This is a genomic window from Flavobacterium sp. FG68 (genome assembly GCF_057808895.1).
This window is the reverse complement of the sequence record NZ_JBMDIY010000041.1, coordinates 29,140-52,183: the sequence shown is the minus strand read 5'-3', so window position 1 is coordinate 52,183 and position 23,044 is coordinate 29,140. Positions and strand designations below refer to the sequence as shown.

16 protein-coding genes are annotated in these 23,044 nt (G+C 32.4%); 14 read left to right on the top strand and 2 right to left on the bottom strand.

Annotated features, from left to right (window positions below; genetic code table 11):
• Positions 1-190: 190 nt before the first annotated feature.
• Complete coding sequence (locus ACODSB_RS21120; protein WP_488938474.1) at positions 191-1,993, bottom strand: glycoside hydrolase family 2 protein; 1,803 nt, start codon at positions 1,991-1,993, stop codon at positions 191-193.
• Between the two features lie 316 nt (positions 1,994-2,309).
• Complete coding sequence (locus ACODSB_RS21115) at positions 2,310-2,993, bottom strand: S24 family peptidase (RefSeq protein WP_488938473.1); 684 nt, start codon at positions 2,991-2,993, stop codon at positions 2,310-2,312.
• 303 nt (positions 2,994-3,296) lie between these two features.
• Between ACODSB_RS21115 and ACODSB_RS21110 the strand changes: the two genes are divergently transcribed.
• From ACODSB_RS21110 to ACODSB_RS21045, 14 genes are all read left to right on the top strand, one after another.
• A complete protein-coding gene (locus tag ACODSB_RS21110; protein ID WP_157849152.1) occupies positions 3,297-3,434 on the top strand; it encodes a hypothetical protein in 138 nt (45 codons plus the stop codon).
• Entirely contained in the window at positions 3,427-3,705 is a 279-nt protein-coding gene (locus tag ACODSB_RS21105; RefSeq protein ID WP_053471134.1) for a hypothetical protein, read from the top strand. Before ACODSB_RS21110 ends, ACODSB_RS21105 begins: the two co-directional genes overlap by 8 nt.
• 30 nt (positions 3,706-3,735) lie before the next feature.
• On the top strand, positions 3,736-4,452 hold the full coding sequence (locus ACODSB_RS21100; RefSeq protein WP_053471135.1) for a DUF3164 family protein: 717 nt from the start codon (positions 3,736-3,738) through the stop codon (positions 4,450-4,452).
• Positions 4,453-4,574: 122 nt separating this feature from the next.
• On the top strand, positions 4,575-4,775 hold the full coding sequence (locus ACODSB_RS21095) for a hypothetical protein (RefSeq protein WP_044047667.1): 201 nt from the start codon (positions 4,575-4,577) through the stop codon (positions 4,773-4,775).
• 436 nt (positions 4,776-5,211) lie between these two features.
• Entirely contained in the window at positions 5,212-5,457 is a 246-nt protein-coding gene (locus ACODSB_RS21090; RefSeq protein WP_053471137.1) for a hypothetical protein, read from the top strand.
• 317 nt (positions 5,458-5,774) lie between these two features.
• A complete protein-coding gene (locus tag ACODSB_RS21085; RefSeq protein ID WP_091290755.1) occupies positions 5,775-6,062 on the top strand; it encodes a methyl-accepting chemotaxis protein in 288 nt (95 codons plus the stop codon).
• The gene (locus ACODSB_RS21080) at positions 6,059-6,517 is read left to right on the top strand and encodes a CHAP domain-containing protein (protein ID WP_488938472.1); all 459 of its coding nucleotides are present in this window, start codon (positions 6,059-6,061) and stop codon (positions 6,515-6,517) included. The genes ACODSB_RS21085 and ACODSB_RS21080 overlap by 4 nt, the downstream gene beginning before the upstream one ends.
• Positions 6,518-6,538: 21 nt before the next feature.
• On the top strand, positions 6,539-7,036 hold the full coding sequence (locus tag ACODSB_RS21075) for a hypothetical protein (protein WP_488938471.1): 498 nt from the start codon (positions 6,539-6,541) through the stop codon (positions 7,034-7,036).
• A 28-nt stretch (positions 7,037-7,064) separates the two neighbouring features.
• On the top strand, positions 7,065-9,242 hold the full coding sequence (locus tag ACODSB_RS21070) for a hypothetical protein (protein WP_488938470.1): 2,178 nt from the start codon (positions 7,065-7,067) through the stop codon (positions 9,240-9,242).
• Positions 9,242-12,409: a hypothetical protein gene (locus tag ACODSB_RS21065; protein WP_488938469.1), complete on the top strand. Its 3,168-nt coding sequence runs from the start codon at positions 9,242-9,244 to the stop codon at positions 12,407-12,409. The genes ACODSB_RS21070 and ACODSB_RS21065 overlap by 1 nt, the downstream gene beginning before the upstream one ends.
• Before the next feature lies 1 nt (position 12,410).
• The gene (locus ACODSB_RS21060; RefSeq protein WP_488938468.1) at positions 12,411-12,770 is read left to right on the top strand and encodes a hypothetical protein; all 360 of its coding nucleotides are present in this window, start codon (positions 12,411-12,413) and stop codon (positions 12,768-12,770) included.
• Positions 12,771-12,836: 66 nt separating this feature from the next.
• Complete coding sequence (locus tag ACODSB_RS21055; protein ID WP_488938467.1) at positions 12,837-13,361, top strand: hypothetical protein; 525 nt, start codon at positions 12,837-12,839, stop codon at positions 13,359-13,361.
• 422 nt (positions 13,362-13,783) lie between these two features.
• Positions 13,784-15,325: a hypothetical protein gene (locus ACODSB_RS21050; protein WP_488938466.1), complete on the top strand. Its 1,542-nt coding sequence runs from the start codon at positions 13,784-13,786 to the stop codon at positions 15,323-15,325.
• A 333-nt stretch (positions 15,326-15,658) separates the two neighbouring features.
• A complete protein-coding gene (locus tag ACODSB_RS21045) occupies positions 15,659-23,044 on the top strand; it encodes a hypothetical protein (RefSeq protein ID WP_488938465.1) in 7,386 nt (2,461 codons plus the stop codon).

The window sequence follows — 23,044 nt, the reverse complement described above, 5'->3', positions numbered from 1 at the left end:
CTTGAAAACTGTTGACTGTAACAGGTCCGGGGGTTCGAATCCCTCTTTCTCCGCAGAACTTAAAACCCCTAACAAATGTTAGGGGTTTTGTTTTTTATATCTTTTCTCTTTTAGGATTTATTCAAAACCAAAAAACCTCCGAAATCATTTCTAACTTTGAAGGCTCTTTAACTTTATCTAAAACTTATCCCTACTTATACTCCTCTTCTTTCTGTGCGTACCAATCTTTCATCACATAAAAAGCTTTCTTTTTAATTCCATTACTTGAAATTAAGCCTTTACGGTTGAAGAAATCCTGAATGTTTGTCAATTGTCTTCTTGGTGATCTAAAGTCGACTAAAATCCACGGAGACACTCCGGCTAAGCCTTCAATTCGATTGAACATCTGTGTGTTTTGAATATATAATTCTTCTTGATATTCTTCGTTCCAGCGTTCTTTTTTATCGCCGTGTAATCCTTGCAAAGCTTCGCCTCCAAATTCACTGATGATAACCGGTTTATTATATGGAATTACCCACTGCATATCTTTACAAGATTCATTAGTTCCTCTATACCAGCCTAAATATTGATTAAAACTCACAATATCTACATATTCATTCATATTATCCTGCAGCGTATTGATATTATTGGAACTTTTAGTCACTTCCATCGCCATACTAATCAAACGAGAATTGTCCTGTGTGCGGGCATATTTTGCTAATTTGCTTAGAAAAAGATCTCTGTCGTCGCCATGCGGCGTTTCGTTTGCTATTGACCAAATTACGATTCCACAGCGATTTTTATCTCTGTAGATCATATCGTGCAACTGACGTTCGGCATTAGCGTATGTATCAGGATTTGTCCATGAAATTGTCCAATATACCGGAACTTCAGACCAAATCATTAATCCCATTTTTTCGGCTTCTTTTACCATGTTTTCATTATGCGGGTAATGCGCTAAACGAACATAATTACAACCTAGTTCTTTTGCCCAAGTCAATAACGTAATCGCATCTTCCTGCGACCATGCCCTTCCAGATCTGAAAGGCGCTTCTTCATGAATACTGATTCCTCTTAAAAAGACTTTTTTTCCGTTTAACAGAATTTCTTTTCCTTTAGTTTCAATTGTTCTAAAACCAATTTTATCGTTTATATTTTCATCTGCTTTACTTATAACTACATCATATAATTTTGGTTTTTCCGGAGTCCATAAAACCGGATTTGCTTTTATTTCGAAATATGCAAAACCTTTTGAGTCGGTTGTAATAGTCTTTTTGATTTTTAATTCAGGAATAAAAACCGAAAGTGATTGATTGGCCGTTTCACTATTCAGCTTAATCCAGCCTGAAATTTTTCCTTTTTCTTTTTTATCTAGCTGAACCAGATAATCTTCAACATAAGTATTCGGAACCTGAGCCAAAGTAACATCTCTTGTGATTCCGCCGTAATTCCACCAATCCATATTTACGGTTGGGACATTATCTTTATGACGTTTGTTATCTACTTTTACTACAACAAAGTTATTTCCGTCAACCAGCAAATTTGTTACATCAAAATTAAAAGGCGTATAACCACCAACGTGAGTTCCCGCCAGTTTTCCGTTTACATAAACTTTTGCATCATAATTAACCGCTCCAAAATGAAGAATTCCTTTGGTTTGAGCATCTTTTTTATAATTAAAGTCTTTCTGAAACCAAACCGTTCCTTCATAAAAGAATAATCTTTGATCTTTTGAATTCCAATCAGACGGAATATCCATCGTGGCTGAAGTAGCAAAATTATATTCCGTTAAATCTGTAGTATTGAATTTTTTATTTTCGAAAAATCCATTGTCTTTTAAAGGCATTAAACGATAATCGTAATATCCGTTTTCGAGTGGATCTACAATATAACTCCATTTTCCATTTAGGTTGATGTTATTTCGAGATGAAATATTAGATAGTAACGGAATTTCCTGTGCCATCGTTTTCCCAAAAATCAGAAAAGCCAAACACAGCATTATTATTTTTCTCATAGCTACAATTATTTATTTAAAATACAATTTTCTATTTTTTATCAAAAGAACGAATTAACAATCAGCTTCTTATCAAAAAATCATCCTTCATAACTAACTAATCCATTTGCCGTTCCTAAATTACAATAGGTTTATCTACCTTAAACTTAGAAAAAACATATCAAATACACTACAAAATAAATCTAACGCAAGAAAATGAGCGTAGTTATTTTTTTCTTTTGAAGAGGATCTATTTGCATTTTATTGATGGAATAAAAAATGAAAACCTCTTAAATACAATAATTTAAGAGGCTAACTTTTATAGTGATATGTAAATTTACATCATCGTATTAATACGAATACTAGCTTTTATAAGGGCCAGCGCAGATATTTTTGAAATATGTATATCTTTTGGCTGATGATGTGAATTCTGACTTACCAATTTCACAAACTCCTGCCCTTGTTCTGATTTCTGAACATATTTCACTGTAATATATTCTTCCCAGTCATTTAATTTGACACTTAAAAGGTACATTTCTCCAAAAAAGATATTATCAAATTCTGTTTCCTTATATAAAATTATATCTCCGGATTTTAAAAGCGGATACATACTATCACCTGTAACAGAAATCGCTCCGTCACATTTAGGAAGATTTGGAATTTTTATCGTATCCAAAACTCTTTGCGGCTTTCCACTACTAAATAATTCCCTTAAACCTGCTACAGCTTCCAAATCATATAATGGTATTTCCTGACTCACGTGCAGCGAATCGATTGTTTTTCGGTCATTATTCATAATTACAATATTAGTGTTATGCTCTTTTATCATGGATCCGTTTCCGGTTAAAAGCCATTCAGAATTTATCTCCGGATAGTAGTGTAAAATTTTACATGCCTTATCTGTCCCCATGTTACTGCTATTATCTAAAAACTTATTAGAAAAGCCTAAATCATTGCAGAACTTATATTTAGTAATCCCTTTATAATCAAGGTATTCTCTTATTCTTTCAGTCGACCCCATAAAAAGATGTATTTTTTTACGTTAAAAATTTGTTTTGATGTATTATTTTACATTATATTTGCAAAGTAAAGAAAAATAAATATTAAAAACAAGTCAAACACATACAAATTTATGCGGTACACAAACTACATTCAAAACAAAATACTTGAATAAATTATTGATATTAAATTAATTACAAGATATTTAAGTTACTAAAAAATGAAAAACACAGCACTACACTAAATCAGAATAAAACTACGAATGACTTGTAATATTAATCATTAAAATTAAAAATCCTTATTCATCATTACTTAAATCATAAAAATGGAAACAAATCAAATCAAGGAAAAAATTCAGGAACTGGAAAATTGGCTGATTGAAAATCCAAACAGTCCCGAGAGAAACTTAATAGAATCTGACATCAAAAAATTACGAACCTTATTAAATAAAAATCATGAGTAGAAATCAAATCGAAACAAGAATTGCACAATTGTATCTGGCACTTCAATATTGTTCTGAAAGATCGAAATCTTTTACACCCGGAGAAAGAATCTGCATTAATCAGGAACGTTTTCAATGGATGCATATTCTGGACAATGAAACCGCTTCTCCCCGTCCCGTTTCACAAGCAATTGAAAACAAATTAAAAGAAGTACTAAGACTTGCTGATCACTATAATTTTAAGCCTTATTACGGTGATCCATTTAAAGAAGAAATCTTATTGCATAACTAAAATTATTATAAAAACTAAAAGCCTAATATTATGAACACGCCGTTAACAAACACAATGAACCCATCTTTGGACTTATCTCAATTTTCTGCACAGCAATTAAAAGAAGCTTTAAACCGAATTGAAAATAAAAAGAATGAAGAACGAGATGCTTATAAGAAACTGGTAGCCGAAACTATTCCTAAAGCACTTTCGAGATTATACGAAACTTCTGAAATGATGCGAAATGCAAAAACAGAAACTTTTCAATTATTTGAAACTATTCTGGATTTAAAGAATCAGGTTTATGGTTTTAAAGAAAAGCAAATGTCGCATACTTTTTCTAATGATAAAGAAGAAATCACAATTGGATATCGTATTAATGAAGGCTGGGACGATACGGTAACAATTGGTATCGAAAAAGTGCAGAACTATATTTCGTCACTTTCCACCAGTAAAGAAACTGCATCTTTAGTAAAAATTGTTTTCAATTTATTAAAAAAAGATGCCAAAGGAAATTTAAAGGGTTCGCGCGTTTTGGAACTTCAAAAATTAACGAAAGAATTTAATAATGAAGAATTTACAGATGGTGTTGAAATTATTGCTTCTTCTTTTAAACCAATTCGCTCAAGCTGGTTTATTGAGGCGAACAGAATTGATGAAAATGGTGTAAAAACCAATATTCCGTTGTCAATGTCGTCTGTAGATTTTTTACAGGGATATGCTTTTAATTTCTTTAACCAGCAAAACGAACAAAGTCATGCAGCCTAATAATGATATTTACGCTTTGGCCCTTTTAGCTCTTCTGCTTATTGCAACCAACTTAAAGCCAATTCTTTTATTTCGTGAATGGTTTTATTTCAGAATCAAAATAATTTTTAAACAATATTTAAATGAGCGTAAAAATAAAGCCAATTACTGACCACGAAAGTTACAAGGTTAATGAACACATCATTTTTAAAGACGGACTTGGTAACTGGAACTGTAAAAATGATTTATCGAATAAAGAACGTCAGGCTTTTAATCAATATGAAAGCATCGTAATTAAAAATCCGAGATTTAAAAAACACACAACTGCCACTTACAAAGGCTGAGTAAATCCCTCAAAATCTACATTATAAAAACTTAAGTAAACATAAAAAAATGGTTCCTGTTTTTCGCTTCTTTCTGAAGGAAAACAGGAACCGAAGATGGGCGGTTTTTACCCAAAAAAGCAGCCAAAAACCATTCTTTCTGTAGAGTTCCCAGTCTTTAGAGCTGCGGAACGAGATCATGATGGGAAGAGTACTGACCTCAATTGTTAAAAAATAATTTTTAACAAATAGCACCTCAGAACGAGGTTCAAAAAAATGGCATTTGAAGTAGAAAAACCATTACTTAAAAAGATTAAATGGTTTGGCTGCAGTAAATCTTTATGTCATTATATCGTATTCAAATAATTCTTAATCATGATTAAATCTTCATTTTAATAATTCTTCTCTTTTCAAAAAATCTTTCTTCATTTTCTATCACTCTATAAATATCATTATCATGCCTATATCCTCAAACAGAAGCCTCGGAATTCAAAAAAATAAATTATTGCGCTACAAACTTGTTAAAGAACTGTATCAAAAACACAAAACGGAAGATATTCCGACTACGGTAGTATGGCGTAAATATGTTTATCCTGTTTATCCCATTTCACGAACTACTTTGTATGAAATTCTTTGTACGCCTATTACTTCAGAATTGAAAAAAATTGAAGAACTTATGAGCAATCAGGAAAAGTCTTCTTAATACTTATAAAAGGAAAACGAAATCTTTTGAGCTCCTAAAAAACATTGTTTTTATGGTGCAAAGATGAGCCATTTACTCTCGTAAAAATGAGCTTTGTTCGCTTTCTGTACAACTATGTAAAGCCCTAGAATACTAATGTTCGTACGCCTTGCATTTGTTTTTTTTAGGGCTTTTTTTACCCAATCTTTGCAATCACAAAAGGAAAAGACAGCAGGAATCTAACTGCAAAAAATTAAGATTGCACCTTCTCCAAAAAAAACAGCACGCTGTGTGTTTCCCCAAATCACTTTTATAAACATTCAACATTAACACATTCAATGGAACAGTTTCTATACCCCTCTCTTACGGCATTTTTTGCCGCTTTTATAACCTGGTTTTTCTCTATGCGAAAATCATTAGCAGAAGACCGCGCCGCCGAACTTGACAACGCAGTAAGCGCTGTAAAATATTACCGTGATCTTCTTGATGACATTACCGCTCGCCTGACCGCCGCCACAGATACCATAAAAAAAATGGAAGTACAACACAAAGAACTTATGCTTATCAACCAGCAGCTGGTTGATGAGTTACAAAAATTTAAACAGCTTAACGGAAAAAATTCATGACACTAATCCAAAAAACCTTAGAAATCGCCACGGCACAAATTGGTGTCGAAGAAATTCCCAGAAACAGTAACTCCGGCCCCGAAGTTGAAATTTATTTAAGAAGCGTTGGCCTATCAAAAGGATATGCCTGGTGCATGGCTTTTGTTTACTGGTGCACGCAAAAAGCAGCGCTTCAGATTAATGCCAAAAATCCTTTAAAGAAAACTGCCGGAGTTTTGGATCAATATAATTCGAGACCGCTTTTGGTAAAAAAAACACCTCAGCCCGGAGATGTTTTCATTATGGATTTTAATAATGGCGCAGGCCATACGGGTTTCGTTGAAAAAGTGACCGGAACCACGATTTACACAATTGAAGGAAACACAAATGATGCCGGAGGCCGTGAGGGCTACAAAGTAGCCAGAAGAAAACGTGATATAAAAAGCGTAAAAGGCTTTTTACGTCTGCAAAACTAAATTTATAAACCAACTCTAATTATGACTAAAAAACTAAAATGCTTTGTTTTTCCTTTTTTCATTATTCTGATCGTGATTTCATGCCGAAGTCCAAAACCTGTTGAAAACGAAAATAAAGTTCAAACTATTACTATTACAGAAACACTGCACGATACTGTTTTTAAAATAGCCAAAGACAGCAGTTCTTATAACGCATTGCTTGACTGTATTAACGGAAAAGTAGTCCTTAAAAATGTTATTCAGGCCGAACCAGGGCGTACATTAAAAAGCCCAAGGGTTCGACTTGATAACAATAAACTCAGTGTTGATTGTGACTTAAAAGAACAAGAACTCTATGCTTTCTGGAAATCGAAACAAGTAAAAGATGTTCAGGAAAAAACGATTACTGTTACCAAGTTTGTTAATTACTTAACTTTTTGGCAGAAGGTCCAGATTTGGCTGGGCAGAATTCTTCTTATTGCTCTGGTCTTTTTACTTCTAAGATTCGTCTACAAAATCTATAAGCCTTTAATGGTTTAAAATTAACTTTTAAATAATTCATTTAAATATGTCTTCACAGTCTCATTTTTTCGTGGAGTCAGGAGGCTTTACGCAAAGCCGCGAACAAGCTTTTGGTCCTCAATCGAGTACCGAGTTTAACCTGACCTCCAAATTTTCATTAGCTTCTCCCAAAAAGGCTTATGCAATCTGCAAAGGAGTTGTTTTAGTGCAGCCTCAGACAGGCAGTCCTGATAAAGTAAATCTTATTCTTCGTCCTTACAAACAGCCATTTCCGGGATTAAATATCAAATATTTCATTTACAGAGGATTGCAAAGAAGTGATTTTTTCACAGCGAGTTCTAATCCTAAAATAATTCAGAAAACAGAACAAACGTCTGATTTTATCAATAAAATAAATGATGATTTTGATGCTTTTCACGATAATCGTAAAGATGCTCAAAACAACCCTATTCAAAAACCAGATTTTGCTGCTAAATACATTGGTTATAAATACAATCCAACTGAGGAAGAGGAAGCAACAGAATTAGCAATTCCACTTTCTAGTTTCTTTTTTAAAGAGTCTGAATTTGTTGAAGCGAATAATACTTTCGACGAAACAGACGATTTCGAACTTCCTATGATTGATATAGGAAAATCGTTGGGAAAATTTGCTCAGGGAGAATGCGGAATTGATGTTGTTCTAAATTACGGCGATTACAAACATAATTTTAATAATGGCGAGTTTGATTTTAATTTAAAATATGCTCGTAAAGCATTTGCTTCAATTTTGGTTACAGGCGATACTCCTTATAAACAAAAATTAGAGAGGGAGCAAAGTATTCAATTTATTGATATTGCTGCTTTTTATGGTTTGTTTGTTCCTAAAGATTCAGTAGATATTGTCAGCGCAGGAACTAAAACAACAAAAAAGGGTGTTGAAATTTTTAATAGCATTATCAATAATTTTTTCACCAAAAACTATTGGTATGTCTATATTCAGAGTGATCGTACGCGCAGTTATGATTTTTATGGAAACTACAAAATTGGCGATGGTCCAGAAAATCTTAAAACAGGTTTATTAGCAAATTCAGAAGGAATTGTCCCAATGACAGCCGTAACTTATGGAACTGATGGCTGGCCGATTTTAATTGATAAACAAGAACAGGCAAATACAGTTACGACAAATAACCTTTATCTGCAATTTACAACCGATAACAATAACAATACTGCCTTTTACGGACAGATTGCTGAAGTTGCCAATGCACAAAAAGATAATTTCATTAATGCCGATGGCTTGCTATTACCGCCAGATGAAGAAGGAAATTATGCAGATTTAACGTCAGCAATTCAACTTACAACTCCTGCTTATCAAGGGAAAAATATTGCAACACTTAATATTTTGCTCTATCAGGGAAAAGTGAATATGTATACCGCTGGAACAACACAAGATGAGAATGGAGATCTTGTCATTTTATACAGACAAGCTAACTTTTTTGATGATGTTTTTAGTTTAATAAAGGCAGAACCTTTATTAAAATTAAACGGTGATGACAGTTATTCAAGAATGACTTCTGAAAAACTAAATCTTATCAATGAGTTTTATGATAAAAAACAGCAAGGAATTTCAATTGTACAAACTCTTACTGTAAATGATATTATTGAAACCGGAATTGAAGAACCATCTACGGTTTCGCGAGTTACTTATTTAACTGAAGCCGGAGATGTTATGAATAATGCTGTTTCTGTAACCGGAAGCACAACTCCAGATACAAAAACAACGGCTTCTGCAAGCGGTGCAGTTACAAAAAGTAAAACCTATCAATTGCCAGATCCTTATTACTATAATTTGAAACTGTTTACAGACAGTACTGAAACGATTACCGGGCTGGAATTAAAAACGCTGGATGGCTCTACTCCTAATAAAATTATTTTGGGATTAACGAAAGCAGAAAATGATGCTATTAAAGCATTAATTACGGATGACACAAAAAATCCGCGTTTGTTTTTGATTGATTTGTTTGAGGATGGAAATGAGTTGATTTCTCTTGAAAATATTCCATACCAAAAATATAAGGTTGCTATTGTAGCAGAAAACACAAATGGTGAAACAGAATTATCTGAACCAGAAAATACTGTATTTGCTTATTCTCTTGATCGAAACTATCATTTTAGTAAAGGGTATAGTGAGTATGTAAAAGAGGACTTAAGAAAAGAATTAATGTTAGATTTAGATTTATCTTTATAATGGAACAAGCTGCAATATTAAAATCAGGAAAGGTTGTTAAACTAACTGGTATAATTAACCCAAAATATAGTATATATGGATTTTTAAATTCTTTTGAGGCTGTTGTTAATGGCACTACGAAAAAATTTAGAGAAACAGAAGAAAAAGATTTTAGAGATGCTGATTTGTTTGGTCAAATAAATATGGATGTTGATCATGGTTTTTATGAGGAGCAGTTTTTTTTAGAATACCTTGCAGGTAAAAACAAACTATATGAATTAAAAAATCATAAATATAACTTTAAACCAGCATCGGCAAAAGATGAAATAATTATTAAAAAATTAAAAGTTGTTTCACCATACACTGATTTCTGCAAAATTGAAACATATAATTGGACTTATCAACCTAATATTCCTGTTTTAGACTATTATGGTACTTTACAAATCATAGTGCCAAATGGATTAGCCCCAATAAAAGTAGAAAACATTCAATTATTGAGTACTGCTATGCAGTTTTATTCTGATAAAATAGAGAGGTTTGTAACACCTCCAGACACAAATAATAAGCAAGAAAAAGCATTTATAATTGCTAAAATTGCGATTCTTATTAATTCTATAAGGAAAGATTTATTTTCTCAATTTCTAACAGAACCTGAATTTCAAACGTACCTAAGTCATCAATCTCTTGAATGGGCAGAAAGTCCAATATTTATTAACCCAACTGTAGAAATATTAGAAGACTATTTAGCAAACTTACGTTCTTACTACGAAAATTTCTATGCAAATCAAATTCTAGTTAAAAATGCTTCCACAAAAGATAAATTTTATTGGCTGGCAACTGTTTTATCTGCTGAAGGTTTAGCTACTGTACCTGCAATTGAAAAATTTGAGTTACTTTATAATTTAAGTAAGCAGAATGTAACATTAAACGAACGGAATGGCGGTGAAGCATTAGCACTTAAATTAATTGAGTCATTTACTTTTCCTTCCGTTTCTTCTTCTGATAGAAATGACTTATTAAAAGATTTAGTAAATTTTCATGAATACATAACATTACAAGGAGGAAAAGGACCACATCCTGTAGAATCAAAAACCACACTTTTTGAAATTCTATATAAAGATATTGATGATGACAGGTATTCCAGATATACATTTGGATTTTGGAATTCATATAATAATAGAATGAAGTATATTATATTATTATACAAAACATGGTATTTCTCAACATACAATCCTATATATCCTGATCCTTCTTACACTAAACAATTGAATGAATGTAAAGTATATGAAGAATCGTATTATATGAAGTTAATAGATAATCCAGACCCAAATAACAGCATAAAAGTCCCTAAATATTATAATAACATTACTGCCCCACCTTTTATTATTTATGAAACTGTTGCAGGCAAGCGCAATGGAGCAAAAATTGAAACCTCAACTAATTATAGCTATAAAATGGTTGGCAAATCAATTGAAGTATATGAATATAAAATTGAATCAAGAAAAGGATTTCAAGATCATTATTCAGATCCAGTATTTTATGGCACTTACGAATTTCTACAACCCATTACTGTTATGGGGCTCAAACCTGATTTAGATTTAGTTGAAACGTTTAAAGGTGGAGAAAACTTAGGTGACCAAAAAATTCACTTAATACCGGCTTTCTTATTGCTTTATATGGAAGATTATAGCAACTTAAAAAAAATTGATTTTGGGGTAATGCTTACAGCCGAAATTGCTTTAAACCTTACAGGTATAGGTGCCTTAGCAGATTTACAATACTTAGGGTATCTTTCTAGAATGAGGTTTTTACAAACGGCAGAATCTGTTTTGGCATCAGATGCTGTTTTAAGTTGGAAAGCAATAAGCGGAGTTGTAAATGCTGTTGAATTTACAGCCATTAATGCAATGGCGTTAAATAATTATACAATTAATACAACTAACGATTCTACAACAAAAAAAGTTGCACAAAGAGCCAATGAATATCTTTTTTGGATCACAATGTTTTCAATGTCAGGAAAGCCCGCATTGCAATCAAAAGTCACTAATTCTGCTTTTGAATTAAATAATGTTGTTCAAGAATTTAATGATGCTGGTATTTCTATTTATAGACCAGGAATGACAACGGCTCAAATTCAACAACTTGATCAGGCACTTTTTGTTGTCAAAGATATAGCAGGAAGTAAAGAATTGGTTGTAAACACAATGATTCAAAAACTAGAAGCTTATGGCAACGATGCATCTGAAATTCTGCAAAAATACAGACAAATTGAAAACAGTACCGAAAAATATGCTTTTTATGTAGATCTGGGATTCTTTGAAGATCCGGGAATACGAAAAATATTTAATGTTAATGAAGGTAAAGCAATTGAAAATTGGAGATTATGTTATGCCAATGAAATTACAGCAGAAAGAAAATACATTAGTTTTTTAACAAATGACAAACATGTCGCTGATCTTATAAAATTTTATAAAGAAAAAAATGTCCGTAACATTTTAGAACCAATTGAAATTACTAAGAAACAAAAATTTTTAGATATATTTGGTGATGCAGATTTGATACACTTTAAATCTAATCCTAATATTATAAAGGAATGGGAGAGATATTATGATGATTTGATTGTAAGATCTAATTTTATGTGGTTAGCCAAAGAAAAACAAATACTTTGGTTTGAACATTATCCAAGTTTATCTGCAAACTTAATTAAGGAAATAAAAGCAAAACCTGACATTTTTAAAAATTGGAATAAATTATCTGAAGCTGACAAATTATTACTCAAAAATATTCCTGAGGAATGGATACCATCTGTTTACCAATATAGAGCTTTTTGCTTTATACGAAAATTCAGTCCAATTGAAATACCAAATTCAGTTGTACCTAAACCTAAATCAATGCCAAATGGATATTTACAGGTTTATTTTAAATTTAGAGATAATACTTTTAAATATGTAGTTAGAGCACATACCGAAATACCAGATGTACCATTTGGAGCTGGCCAAGGCAGTGTTTGGAGGGTGGAAAGAACGATTATTAATGATGGGACAATTACAACCTATTCGGAACATTTATGTGGTACAGATTGGATAAGAGGACATTTATATTATGATGCAATAACAAATCAACGATTAGGAACTGCTACTCCACTACAAATAAAAATATTAAATGATAGTCACTTTAAAGTAAAATAATATGCAAAAAATAGATTTATATTCAGAATATATTGGTGAAGTATGTATTGTATTAAATGAAAAAACAAATAATAATTTAGCAATATTTGAAGTAAAGATTCTTCACTTTCATTTTAATGAAATTTTATCATTAATTCCATTGGGTCAATATAGCAAAGACAGCGTCATGTATAACTATTTCAAATGTGAAGGATGGTATGACGAACGATGGGAATGCAAACAAAAAGAAGAATTTAAAAATCAACTTTTGTTAATAGAAAGCAATGTTCCACAAAATTTATTGTCAGCATACAATGCTATTAAACAAATTTGTGCCTCCAGCATTCAAAACAACAACAAATTGTTTATTGAATTAGAATAAAGTTCCGATCGCGCAGATATATTCACGCAACTATAATGGAGATTTGCAACAATAAATAGATGTAATATGTCATATGAATACCAATTAACAGTAACAAGATATTATACACAAAGATATGTAATGATTGGAGTTGGTTCTTCAGATTTAGATCAAGCATCATCTTTATCTGAAATGTCAATAAATGAGATTACAAAGACACTAGCAGAATTAAATGCGGTTATTTCTGGTGGCCTAGAGTATTTAGATTGGGGTACAGATTTGTTTCATGTATTTTCTGAAACAGCAGTATCTCGATATGGAGATTTTGACAAAGTAGAAAGATATGAAGTATCTACGATAGGCTTGAGAGATTTTTTAATAGAACTTAAGAAATTTAAAGAACAATGTCTTGCAGGCGATAGTTATAAAGCCATAGTTGGTGAAGCCTTTGCTGCAATAAAAGCAAATCCATCAAAATACAAAAGATGGTCAACATCAGATACTCATTTTTTAATTACTTTGAATAATATAATTTTTAGTTTAATATTAGAATCTAATGATTTCAATTTAACACAAAGTCAATATGTTGCTCAATTAGAAAGAGAATTTTAACCCCTCGCTTACGCGAGCATCTCGCTCGTGAACGCAAAGTATATAAAAGCTCAAAGACAAAATTGTCTTTGAGCTCCCTTAAAAACATCATTCTTCTTCACAGAAAATGATAATCTAACAAATTCAAAAAATCACATTTTTAAAACCCAATCTGGAACTTACAAATTAAGTTCCCTAACCTTTTATTGGCTTTTCTGAAAGTCAATGATTACCCAAAATATTTTATAAACTCGGTAAAATAAAACTATTGTGACGCCACTAACACAATTTTTAAAACAATCCATTTTGGTTGAAAACATACTAAAATAAGGTATAAAAACATCTTCTCTAAAAGCATAAAATCAACCAGAATAAATTACGGTAACCCCCATAAGCCTTAATAAACGCCTATAAATTTTAAAACCCGTAATAATTAATTAAAAATGAGCACAAATCACAACAGAATCAGAGTGGCAGATTTAGAAACAAATAAATCTAACAAAATTTTAATAACTAACGAAAAAGGTGAACTGGAGTTTAATGATCTAAACAATCTTCAAACCGAAAAATACAACGAACTTGATTGCACAACTGAAGGAAAAGCATTAGACGCAAGACAAGGAAAAGTATTAAAAGATATGATTGATAATGTCTCTCCCGATGAGTTTATTACCAAAACCTCCAAAAGCTTCTTCCATATGTTTTATATAGGCGACATTGACATGGTTGACGTTGATGATAAATCATACTTGAAATTCGAACAAGGAATGACAGGCTTAAAATCCTTAAATATTCAAGATTCAAAAAATTTATATCATGGCCGTGACTTTATTTTAAAAAATGGAAGCTTAACAAATGTTACTATTTTTCATAACTTAGGATCTGGCAATTTTAAATTTAATATACCAGGAGCTAACAATCTAGTTTTAAAACCTGAAGAAAGCGCTCACTTTGTAATGCGTGCTATTAATAACACAAATAACGGAGGATTAATCGATTACATAGGTATCTCAGCAACAGTTGATGCGACTCCATCTGTAAAAGGAACTCTAAAATTAGCAGGAGATTTAGAAGGATCTGCCGATTTTCCTACTGTAAAAGGTTTGAGTGGAAAACTTACGGCTGTTATTGCTACAGATTCAGAAACTCAAATAACGCAAACTGTATCTGAAGACAATAAGATGGTAAGCCGCTCCAAATTATTCAACTGGTGGACATGGATTAAGTCTCAGTCTCAAACTATTTCCGGACCTTGGAATTTTACTAATAAAGTTACATTGGCCGCTGGGAATACAACAACACCATCTCTTTTTATTCCTAATGGCACATTGACCTCAACATTACAAAATGGAGCTATTGAACGTGACAGTTCTGGTAAACTCTGGACAACAAGAAGCGGAGTAAGATATATGCTTACAGAAGATGACGGAAGTTACATTAAAATTATTTTAAATGGTGAACAAAAAATTATTGATACTCCTGCACCTTATATAACGATTAATGATACAAAAGATACGCTTCTTGGAACTTTCAATACAGGAAGTTTATCAAATAGTTTTCTGGGTAAACTAACTATTATGGCAAGTGCTGGTGATGTCACTGCGGGAGGTGGAAGTATTGCTCCAAAAGTCAATAAATTCCAAATTGTAATAAAATTTACCAATGCATTGCTTTCACCTAATTATTCGGGTGCAGGATACATTAGCGAATTAGTTTTAATTGATAATGTTAACAAAACAGGAACTACAGCAAATTTAGCAGGAACGCGAACAGGATGGGATGCAAATTGGGGATTATTCAATGGCTATTATGCCTATGATAGTGTCAATAAATCTAGTTCTAAAAATCTTAATACTGTAACAGCACAGCTTTTCTGCAGAAGAGTAATAGAATTTGATGATGCTGCAAATGTAAACACTAATAATCAAGCAATACGAGCTTATACTGCTATTACATCAACTTTAGTTGAAAGAATTAGAATGTAATTTTAATACTCTTTTTCTACAAAACTTAACTTATCTATATCCACTCTCTTTACAACTCTGTAAAGTCCCAGAACATCAATGTTCAACCACTAAGCAGCTGTTTTTTAAACCTCTTTTTTAGGCTGATCTTTACACTATCAAAAGGAAAATACTGCAAAAAAAAATCAATTTTTCAGCTGCTTTTTTCGAGGCATTATCTAAATCAAAAAATATAGTAAACCTGGTGTATCAAATAATCTATTCATTATTTGAATGCTTCGTTTGGTTTATCAAAACAAGAATTTAATCATGCAAAAACACGAACGAAAATTAAAGTCAAAAACAAATTAGAATATGCCAACTAATCCAATTCCAGCGACTCCAATTCCTACGGCAAGGTATTATCCTCGACTATCTGAGGTAATTACCGTAGATGACTTACCGGAGTTTTTATCCTTTGTAGAAAATGGCTTAAATGACATTTTCAATAAAATTCATTATAAAAATTTACAATATTCAAAAGGATATCGCGGCGACTCGGCTTTTTACAGTCTTGATATTGTAACAAGCGAAAAACTTGCGATTCCATTGCCTTTTGGTTTAGGGCTTGTACTTAATCCCGATTTAGACGGAGATTCGTCTATTTCGTCATTCCCAATTACGTTAGAATATCAGTGGGAAATTTTAGCTTTTCTAAAAACTTTCAGTTCAAGCAATTTTTCTTTTTCAGTAAAAGATTTTTATTCGGTAGGATTACAAGTTTTCCGCATCAGCGAAGAACAAGTTGTGGCTCACATGCTGAATATTTTTGTTGAAGCTGAAGAAGGAAAAACAAAATACGAACAGCTTTTAGAAGATATTAATGATATTGAGAATTTAACTGGAGTACAAAAATTAGAATTCCTAGAAGGAACTGAACAATCCATTAATGCTGTAATCACGCTTATTAAAAACAATCCGGCAATTACAGAATCTGTTTCGCTATTATTATTTGCAACTTATATCTTAAAATCAGATTTAAGCGAAACAAAACAAAAACTACAGGAATTCTACAACATTATTGTTCCAGATGGTATCGAAGCACATATTAAAAGAATTATTACACCAAAGGCAAAAGCAACTTTAGCTTTAAGTGCTGGTATCGAGTTTCCTCAAAACATTTTAAAACCTGTTACAGATAAAGGCGAGGCTCTTCCAGATCCAACAGCAAAATCAATGTTTGTATTTGGTCAGGCACAATTGTATGCTGATACTGAAGAAGGAATTGGGTATCAACTAGAATTAGGAGGATCATTAAAACCATCAGAGTATGCCATGATTGGTAATACTGGTTTAATTCTCCAATTAGATACTTTAAAAGTTGACTTAAGCAAGAAAACCAATATTCCGGAAGCTGATGCAGACGGACGTCCAAATGATTTCGTTGGAGTTTATGCGCGTGCTGTTTCAGTTACCCTGCCATCAAAATGGTTTAACAAAATTGAAGAAAATCCACTAAATACAACGCCAACATTAAAAATTGGTGCTTCTGATTTATTAGTGGGTTCTGGCGGTCTTTCGGGGAATATTTATCTGGAAACAGTTCCAAGTACAAATGGTGCATTCAATTATTTCAACAACAAATTCAATTTTAATTACCCAATCACAATGTTCGAAAAAGATCAAAGTGGTGTGGCAAATAAAAAAGAAATTGCTGATTATGCCTCTTTACTTGTTTTTTTACAGGAATTAAATACTAAAAAAACTCCTTATGCATTTGATTATCCTTTATCGTTAACAACACTTTCTTCGGTAGATTCACCTACTATTGAAGCTTCTACAACTTATATTTTTACAGAGGCTAAAGATTATCAGAACTTTTTACTGGAATTATATGACAATACACTTTGGAAAACAATTGGCTCGTCTAATAAAGGCTTCAAAATTGGTTTCAATAAGTTTGATATTTCATTTAAACAAAACAAAGTAATTGGTTCTAATATTAAGGGTGCCTTAGAAATTGAAAAATTCAAAAAGGGCAACGATCCTTTTAAAATAGATCTTGAAGGTCACTTACAAGATGATGGCGACTTCAACCTTACCGCTTCTTTCCCTAAGGAAAATAAACCGACAGCAAATTTATTTGATCTCGTAAAATTTGACTTTAACAGTTTTGAACTAGGAAAACAAGATGATGACTTTTATATAGGAACTTCATGTCATATTTCTTTTCCTCAAGGCTCTTTAATTGGAAACCTTATGAAAGGTCAGGGCTTTGATGTTGAAAAACTTCGTATTTACAGCGATGGAAATATTGAAGTTGAAGGAGGATCAATTCCTATTCCTATCAGTCTTTCTGTAAATCTTGGACCAGTTCAAATGGCAGTTACCAATATTAGTTTTGGTTCAACCCAAATTAACGGCCGTAAATATAATTTCTGGGGGTTTGACGGAGCCATCAGTATCAATCCGCTTGGAGTTGATGCTCGTGGAGAAGGTGTGAAATTTTACTATCCTACGGATGGCAATGATGAAGACGATCGTAAAGCAAAATCTTTCTTAAGAATTCAAACTATTGAAGTTGACTTAATTATTCCGGGAACAGCTACTGAAGCATCAGCAATGGCAATCATTAATGGTATGATTTCACTTCCTGAACCTGGAAAATCACAGGAATTTATTGGCGAAGTTGGTTTAAAACTGCCAAAAGCAAAAATTTCTGGAGGTGTTGGAATGCGTTTTATGCCAAAATATCCAGCATTCTTAATTGATGCTCATATCGAACTCCCTACTCCTATTCCACTTGGATTCCTTGCTATTTCTGCTTTTAGAGGTTTGCTAGGTTTTAGATATGTGGCCACAAAAGAAGCCGCAGGATTGAAAAAAGATAATTCTTGGTATGAGTTTTACAAAGCTCCAAAACCAGGTATTAATATTAGAAAATTCAGCGGGCCGCCAGATTCTATGCAATACAATTCTCCGTTCTCTATAGGAGCCGGAGCTACTTTTGGAACCGTTGCAGACGGCGGACATGTATTGTCTCTAAGAGCCATGCTTTTATTGTCTCTGCCTACTCTGTTTTATATCGAAGCGGGATTAAATGTTGTTGCCGGACGATTAGGACTTATTGAAGATGATCCTAGTAATCCTCCATTCTTCGCAATGGTTGCCTTTGGCGATGATTCATTAGAACTGGCAGCCGGAGCAGATTTTAGTATTCCGAAAGACAGCGGTGAAATCTTTAAACTTCATGCGTTATTAGAAGCCGGATTCTTCTTTAAAAATCAAAAGCCTTGGTATGTAAACATTGGAACAAAAGAGAATCCTATCCAAGCTGATATATTAACCTTATTTAGTGCTAAAGCCTTTATTATGCTTTCGGCTCAGGGAATTGAAGCCGGTGCCCGATTAGATTTCAATTTAGATAAAAGCTTTGGTCCTGCTAGAGTAAAACTGTGGGCATATCTGGAACTTGGCGGAAAAATTTCGTTCAAACGTCCGCAAATGGGTGGATATATTACGGCCGGCGGTGGTATTCAAATTAAACTTTGGATCATTAATGTGGAGATTGTTTTAGATACTATTTTCTCTGTAGAATCATTCAGACCATTCTTAATTTATGCTAAACTGGAGTTAAGTGTTCGTGTAAAAATTGGTTTTATAAGAGTCCGTAAAAACTTTGTAGTCGAAATTCAATGGGATATTAATCGAATCGTTGATCTTACACCTTACAGCCCGCTGCCTAAAGGAACATTTGGTGATGGAGTTGACAACAGAACTTTAGAAAATGTAAAAGGAGTTCACATGCTTACCAATCAAGCTTTTGCACTCGATTATTTCAAATCAACAGATGACAATGACTATGATCCAAGTAAGTTTTCTAATGGAATGCCTAAAGCAGAACTTATTACACAAGTAATTCCTTTAGATACATACATCGATATTAAAATGGCAAAAGGAGTATTACCAAATCCTGAATTGTCACACAAAATTGGAGGTTATACCGGCGATGCTAAAAACTATACCGATTTTATGCCTCCAAAAGACGATAATCCTAAAACAGCTAAGAAACCACGTCAGGTGAAACATCAATATGCAATTAAATCTATTGATATAAAATCATGGAATGGTTCAGCATGGGAAGATTATTATCCATTTGAAGCTGTAAAAAATATTGATGCAGCAGAAGATTTAAGCAATTTACCTTGGGCACAATGGCAGAAAGCAATTGATCAATATGATAGTATTCGTGTATTAGGAACCAATCCATTTTCATTCTTAAGTGCAGCTGAACCAGGATGGCACGTTCCGGAGCAATTCGGGATTACTTCGTCTAAATTATTCTGTCCTTCTGTGGAAATTGAACCAAAACATACTGATTTCCTTAACAAGAAAATTGGTTTACGTTATTATGTTCCATCTCAACATGAAGCAGATAAAATCAATGGATTGTTTTTTAAATTAATTGGAGAACTTTCAGAAATCACTGAAGATAATACAATTGAAGGTTTAGATTTTATGAGTATTTCGGGACAAACAAACCCGCATGGTTACAATAAATCTTTGTCTTTCAAAAACAATAATCAGTTAGAGGTTATTTTTCCAGATTCAGCAATTGAACCGGTTTTCCAAATAACAACTCAGGCGAAAGAAGTTGTTATAAAAGCCTTTACTGCTATTACTGAAAATAATGCAAAATCAGTTTCGTATAAACCAATTAAACTTAAAAAAACAGATACTGATACAGCCCAATATGATTTAACTTATACTAAAGCTGAATTGTTAAAATGTATAAAATTATTAAGTGAAGAAACTGAACCAATATCAAAAACTAAAATTGATAAAATTGTAATCATTCCTTTATCTACTTATGCAAAACGTATTTATGAAATTAGAAATGAAATAGCCGCTTTATTTAATGAGACATACAGCAGCGAAACGGGTGAAGTTTCTATCTCTTTACCTGGTAATATGACTAAATATAATGAGTTATTAGCTGAATTGGCATCATTAAAAATTAATGCCGGAAATGAGAATCCATCTGTAGGTGCTCCAAATAAATTGACTTTTACCAATTATTATGGATATAAAGGAAAAAATATTTATGCTTTTGATAAAGTAATTAAATTCAATGACACCTACATTATTGCTTTTCATCCGAAAGTTGATACAACGGTTCTGTTACAAGTTGATTCAAAAGGAGCTATTTTAAGAGAACGTTTACTAAACGGAGTGGTTACTTCTATGCAGGTTGTAAATGATAATTTACTAATCACTCAGGCATTGAATGCGAAGCAATGTAAAGTAATTGGAGAAGCTATTGTAGATTTTGATCTTATTATTGGCTGTACATCTCCTATTGCTGCGATGACTATTACGGAGCTTGATGATGAACTAAATTTAAGTTCTGGAGTACAGTATTTAAACAGCTATTCATTAGGATTTAACAAAGTACTGCCTCTTGCAAATAACGAATTGCTTTGGGTTAATGCATTAGAAACCGAAACACAGATTAATTGGGTTAACGGAACCGATCGTGCTCTTATTAAGCGTGTGAAAGTAAATGGAACTGTCATTAAAGTGCTGCAGCATAATACTGCTGAATTTAGTTTAGTTACTAAAGACAAAAAGATTATTCATTTTAATCTTAATACCAGTACAAATGCAATTGAAGTAATGGATACAAAGGTTATTTCTGATCCTTCAGTTTCTGAAATTATTGATGCTGTTATTGCAAACGGAAAAGTTTTAGTTACTGTTAAGTTCTCAAATGAAAAATTTGGTTTAGCTCAAATTACAGGAAATTCATTAGATATTGTAAAACAAGATACGGTTTTTGATTCTCCAATTTATTTATCAAACAGTACTCTGGCAGATAATTCGATTGTTGCTTATAACACGAAGTATTTATTTGTATTTAGTTCAGCATTAGCACTTACAAGATTAATTAAAAGAGGAAGCAATGTAGAAAATGCGTCGATTATCCATCTTCAAAATAAACCTTCTGAAAATGAAATTTTAATGCTTTCATCTAAACCAAAAGAAAAAGGTGTTTATTTTTCATTATTTACAGATCAGTTTGATAATTGTTCTTTATATCCTGAGCAAATTGTTACGATAACAACTTCTGCATCAGCTTTAACAACTGAAATGACAAGTTTTACAACAACTACATTAGTTGAAAAAGTGAATTATGCAAGAGCTCCTAAAAATTCAAAATTAATTTCGGTTAATGAGATGATTTGTTCTAACGGAAATGCTGAAGAAGATCCTGAATTGGATTATACAACTTCAATTCAAAGTGTTGAATGGCTGAGTAAAGAAAGTTATTTCCATAATACAACCATTCCTCAAATCGATGCTGTAGAAGACGATCGAGAAGCAATGAAAACTGCAGTAGAACATACTGTTCAGCCAATTTGGAGACCAAATACAACGTATTGTTTAGACTTCACTTTAACTGACACAGTAGATGACAAAGACACAAAAGATTTTAATTATTTCTATGGATTTAAAACTTTAGGACCAGTAGGTCATTATCCGGTTCCTGATAAACCAGTAAAGCCTAATGAACAGCCGCCAGTTAAAAACGAGTTGACTGAGTTGTCGAAATCGCCATTGACTTCATTAAGACAATATTTAGATTACAATCGCTCTTATCCAAATGCTGATGGAAGTTTATTGCAATCGAAACCTGCGTTTTATGGAAATCAACAATGCAAAGTTTCTTTGTTTTTTACAAATCCTTATGCATATCACATGTTTAAAGATTGGGGACCTTATAATAATGACGTACCTAAAATAAAAGGAAAAATAAATCTTTTTATTAAAGACCCGCTGACTGATTTGCTTATCGAATATCCGTTTAAAAATGAAGAAATAGCATATCCAAAACCAATTGAAACAATTAATGATTGGAAAGACGATAATGATCCTAGAATTCCATTAGGTATTCAATTGATAAACAATATTCTTACTGATAAATCAGCAATGAGATGTAGTTTAACTTGGGGCGATCCTATAAAACCAAAATCATATAGATATGAGGTCAAATTAACTGATTTAAAACCTTCTAAGCTTTATACTGTTTTAGTAAATAACTTTTTTGATGATGAACAGCATGGAACTACCAGCTTAAGCAAAAACGTATTGGTACATCAATTCGGGTTCCAGACTTCTCGTTACAAAGATTTCAAAGAACAAATTGAAAGTTATTATTTAAGTGAAGATCAATCACAAAGAGCATTGTATGATGTCAAACTGAATGTAGTTCAGGAACAAATTGACAGCCTATATCATTTGGTTTTCGCAGAAAATACGGCTAACGCATTAAGTGATTCAATGGCATCAAAATACCAGCATTCATTTGATCGTGCAATTGAAGGAATCTTAAAAATGTCTCCTCTTGATCCGGCACAAAATACCGAGATCAATAAAATTATCGACACAAATACTGGTAATATCATCGCTCTTTTAATTCGTAATCCGGAGCCATTTAATATTCCTAAAATGCCTTTGGAAGAAATCAAGGATTCAATTGTAGTTGTTGATGAATCACTAAATCCTAAAACTGGATATAAAGTATTGCATTCTAAAGATTATTCACAGGCTTTAATTATGCTAAACAGCAAAATAATTCCAAAGGAAAACCTAAACATTCAGTTTGATTACAGAATGTGGAAAAATGGAGGAACAGCATTAACAGAATCTATTGTCAAGCAAAACATAGAGGTACAACTATCAGAAAATACAAATCTTTAA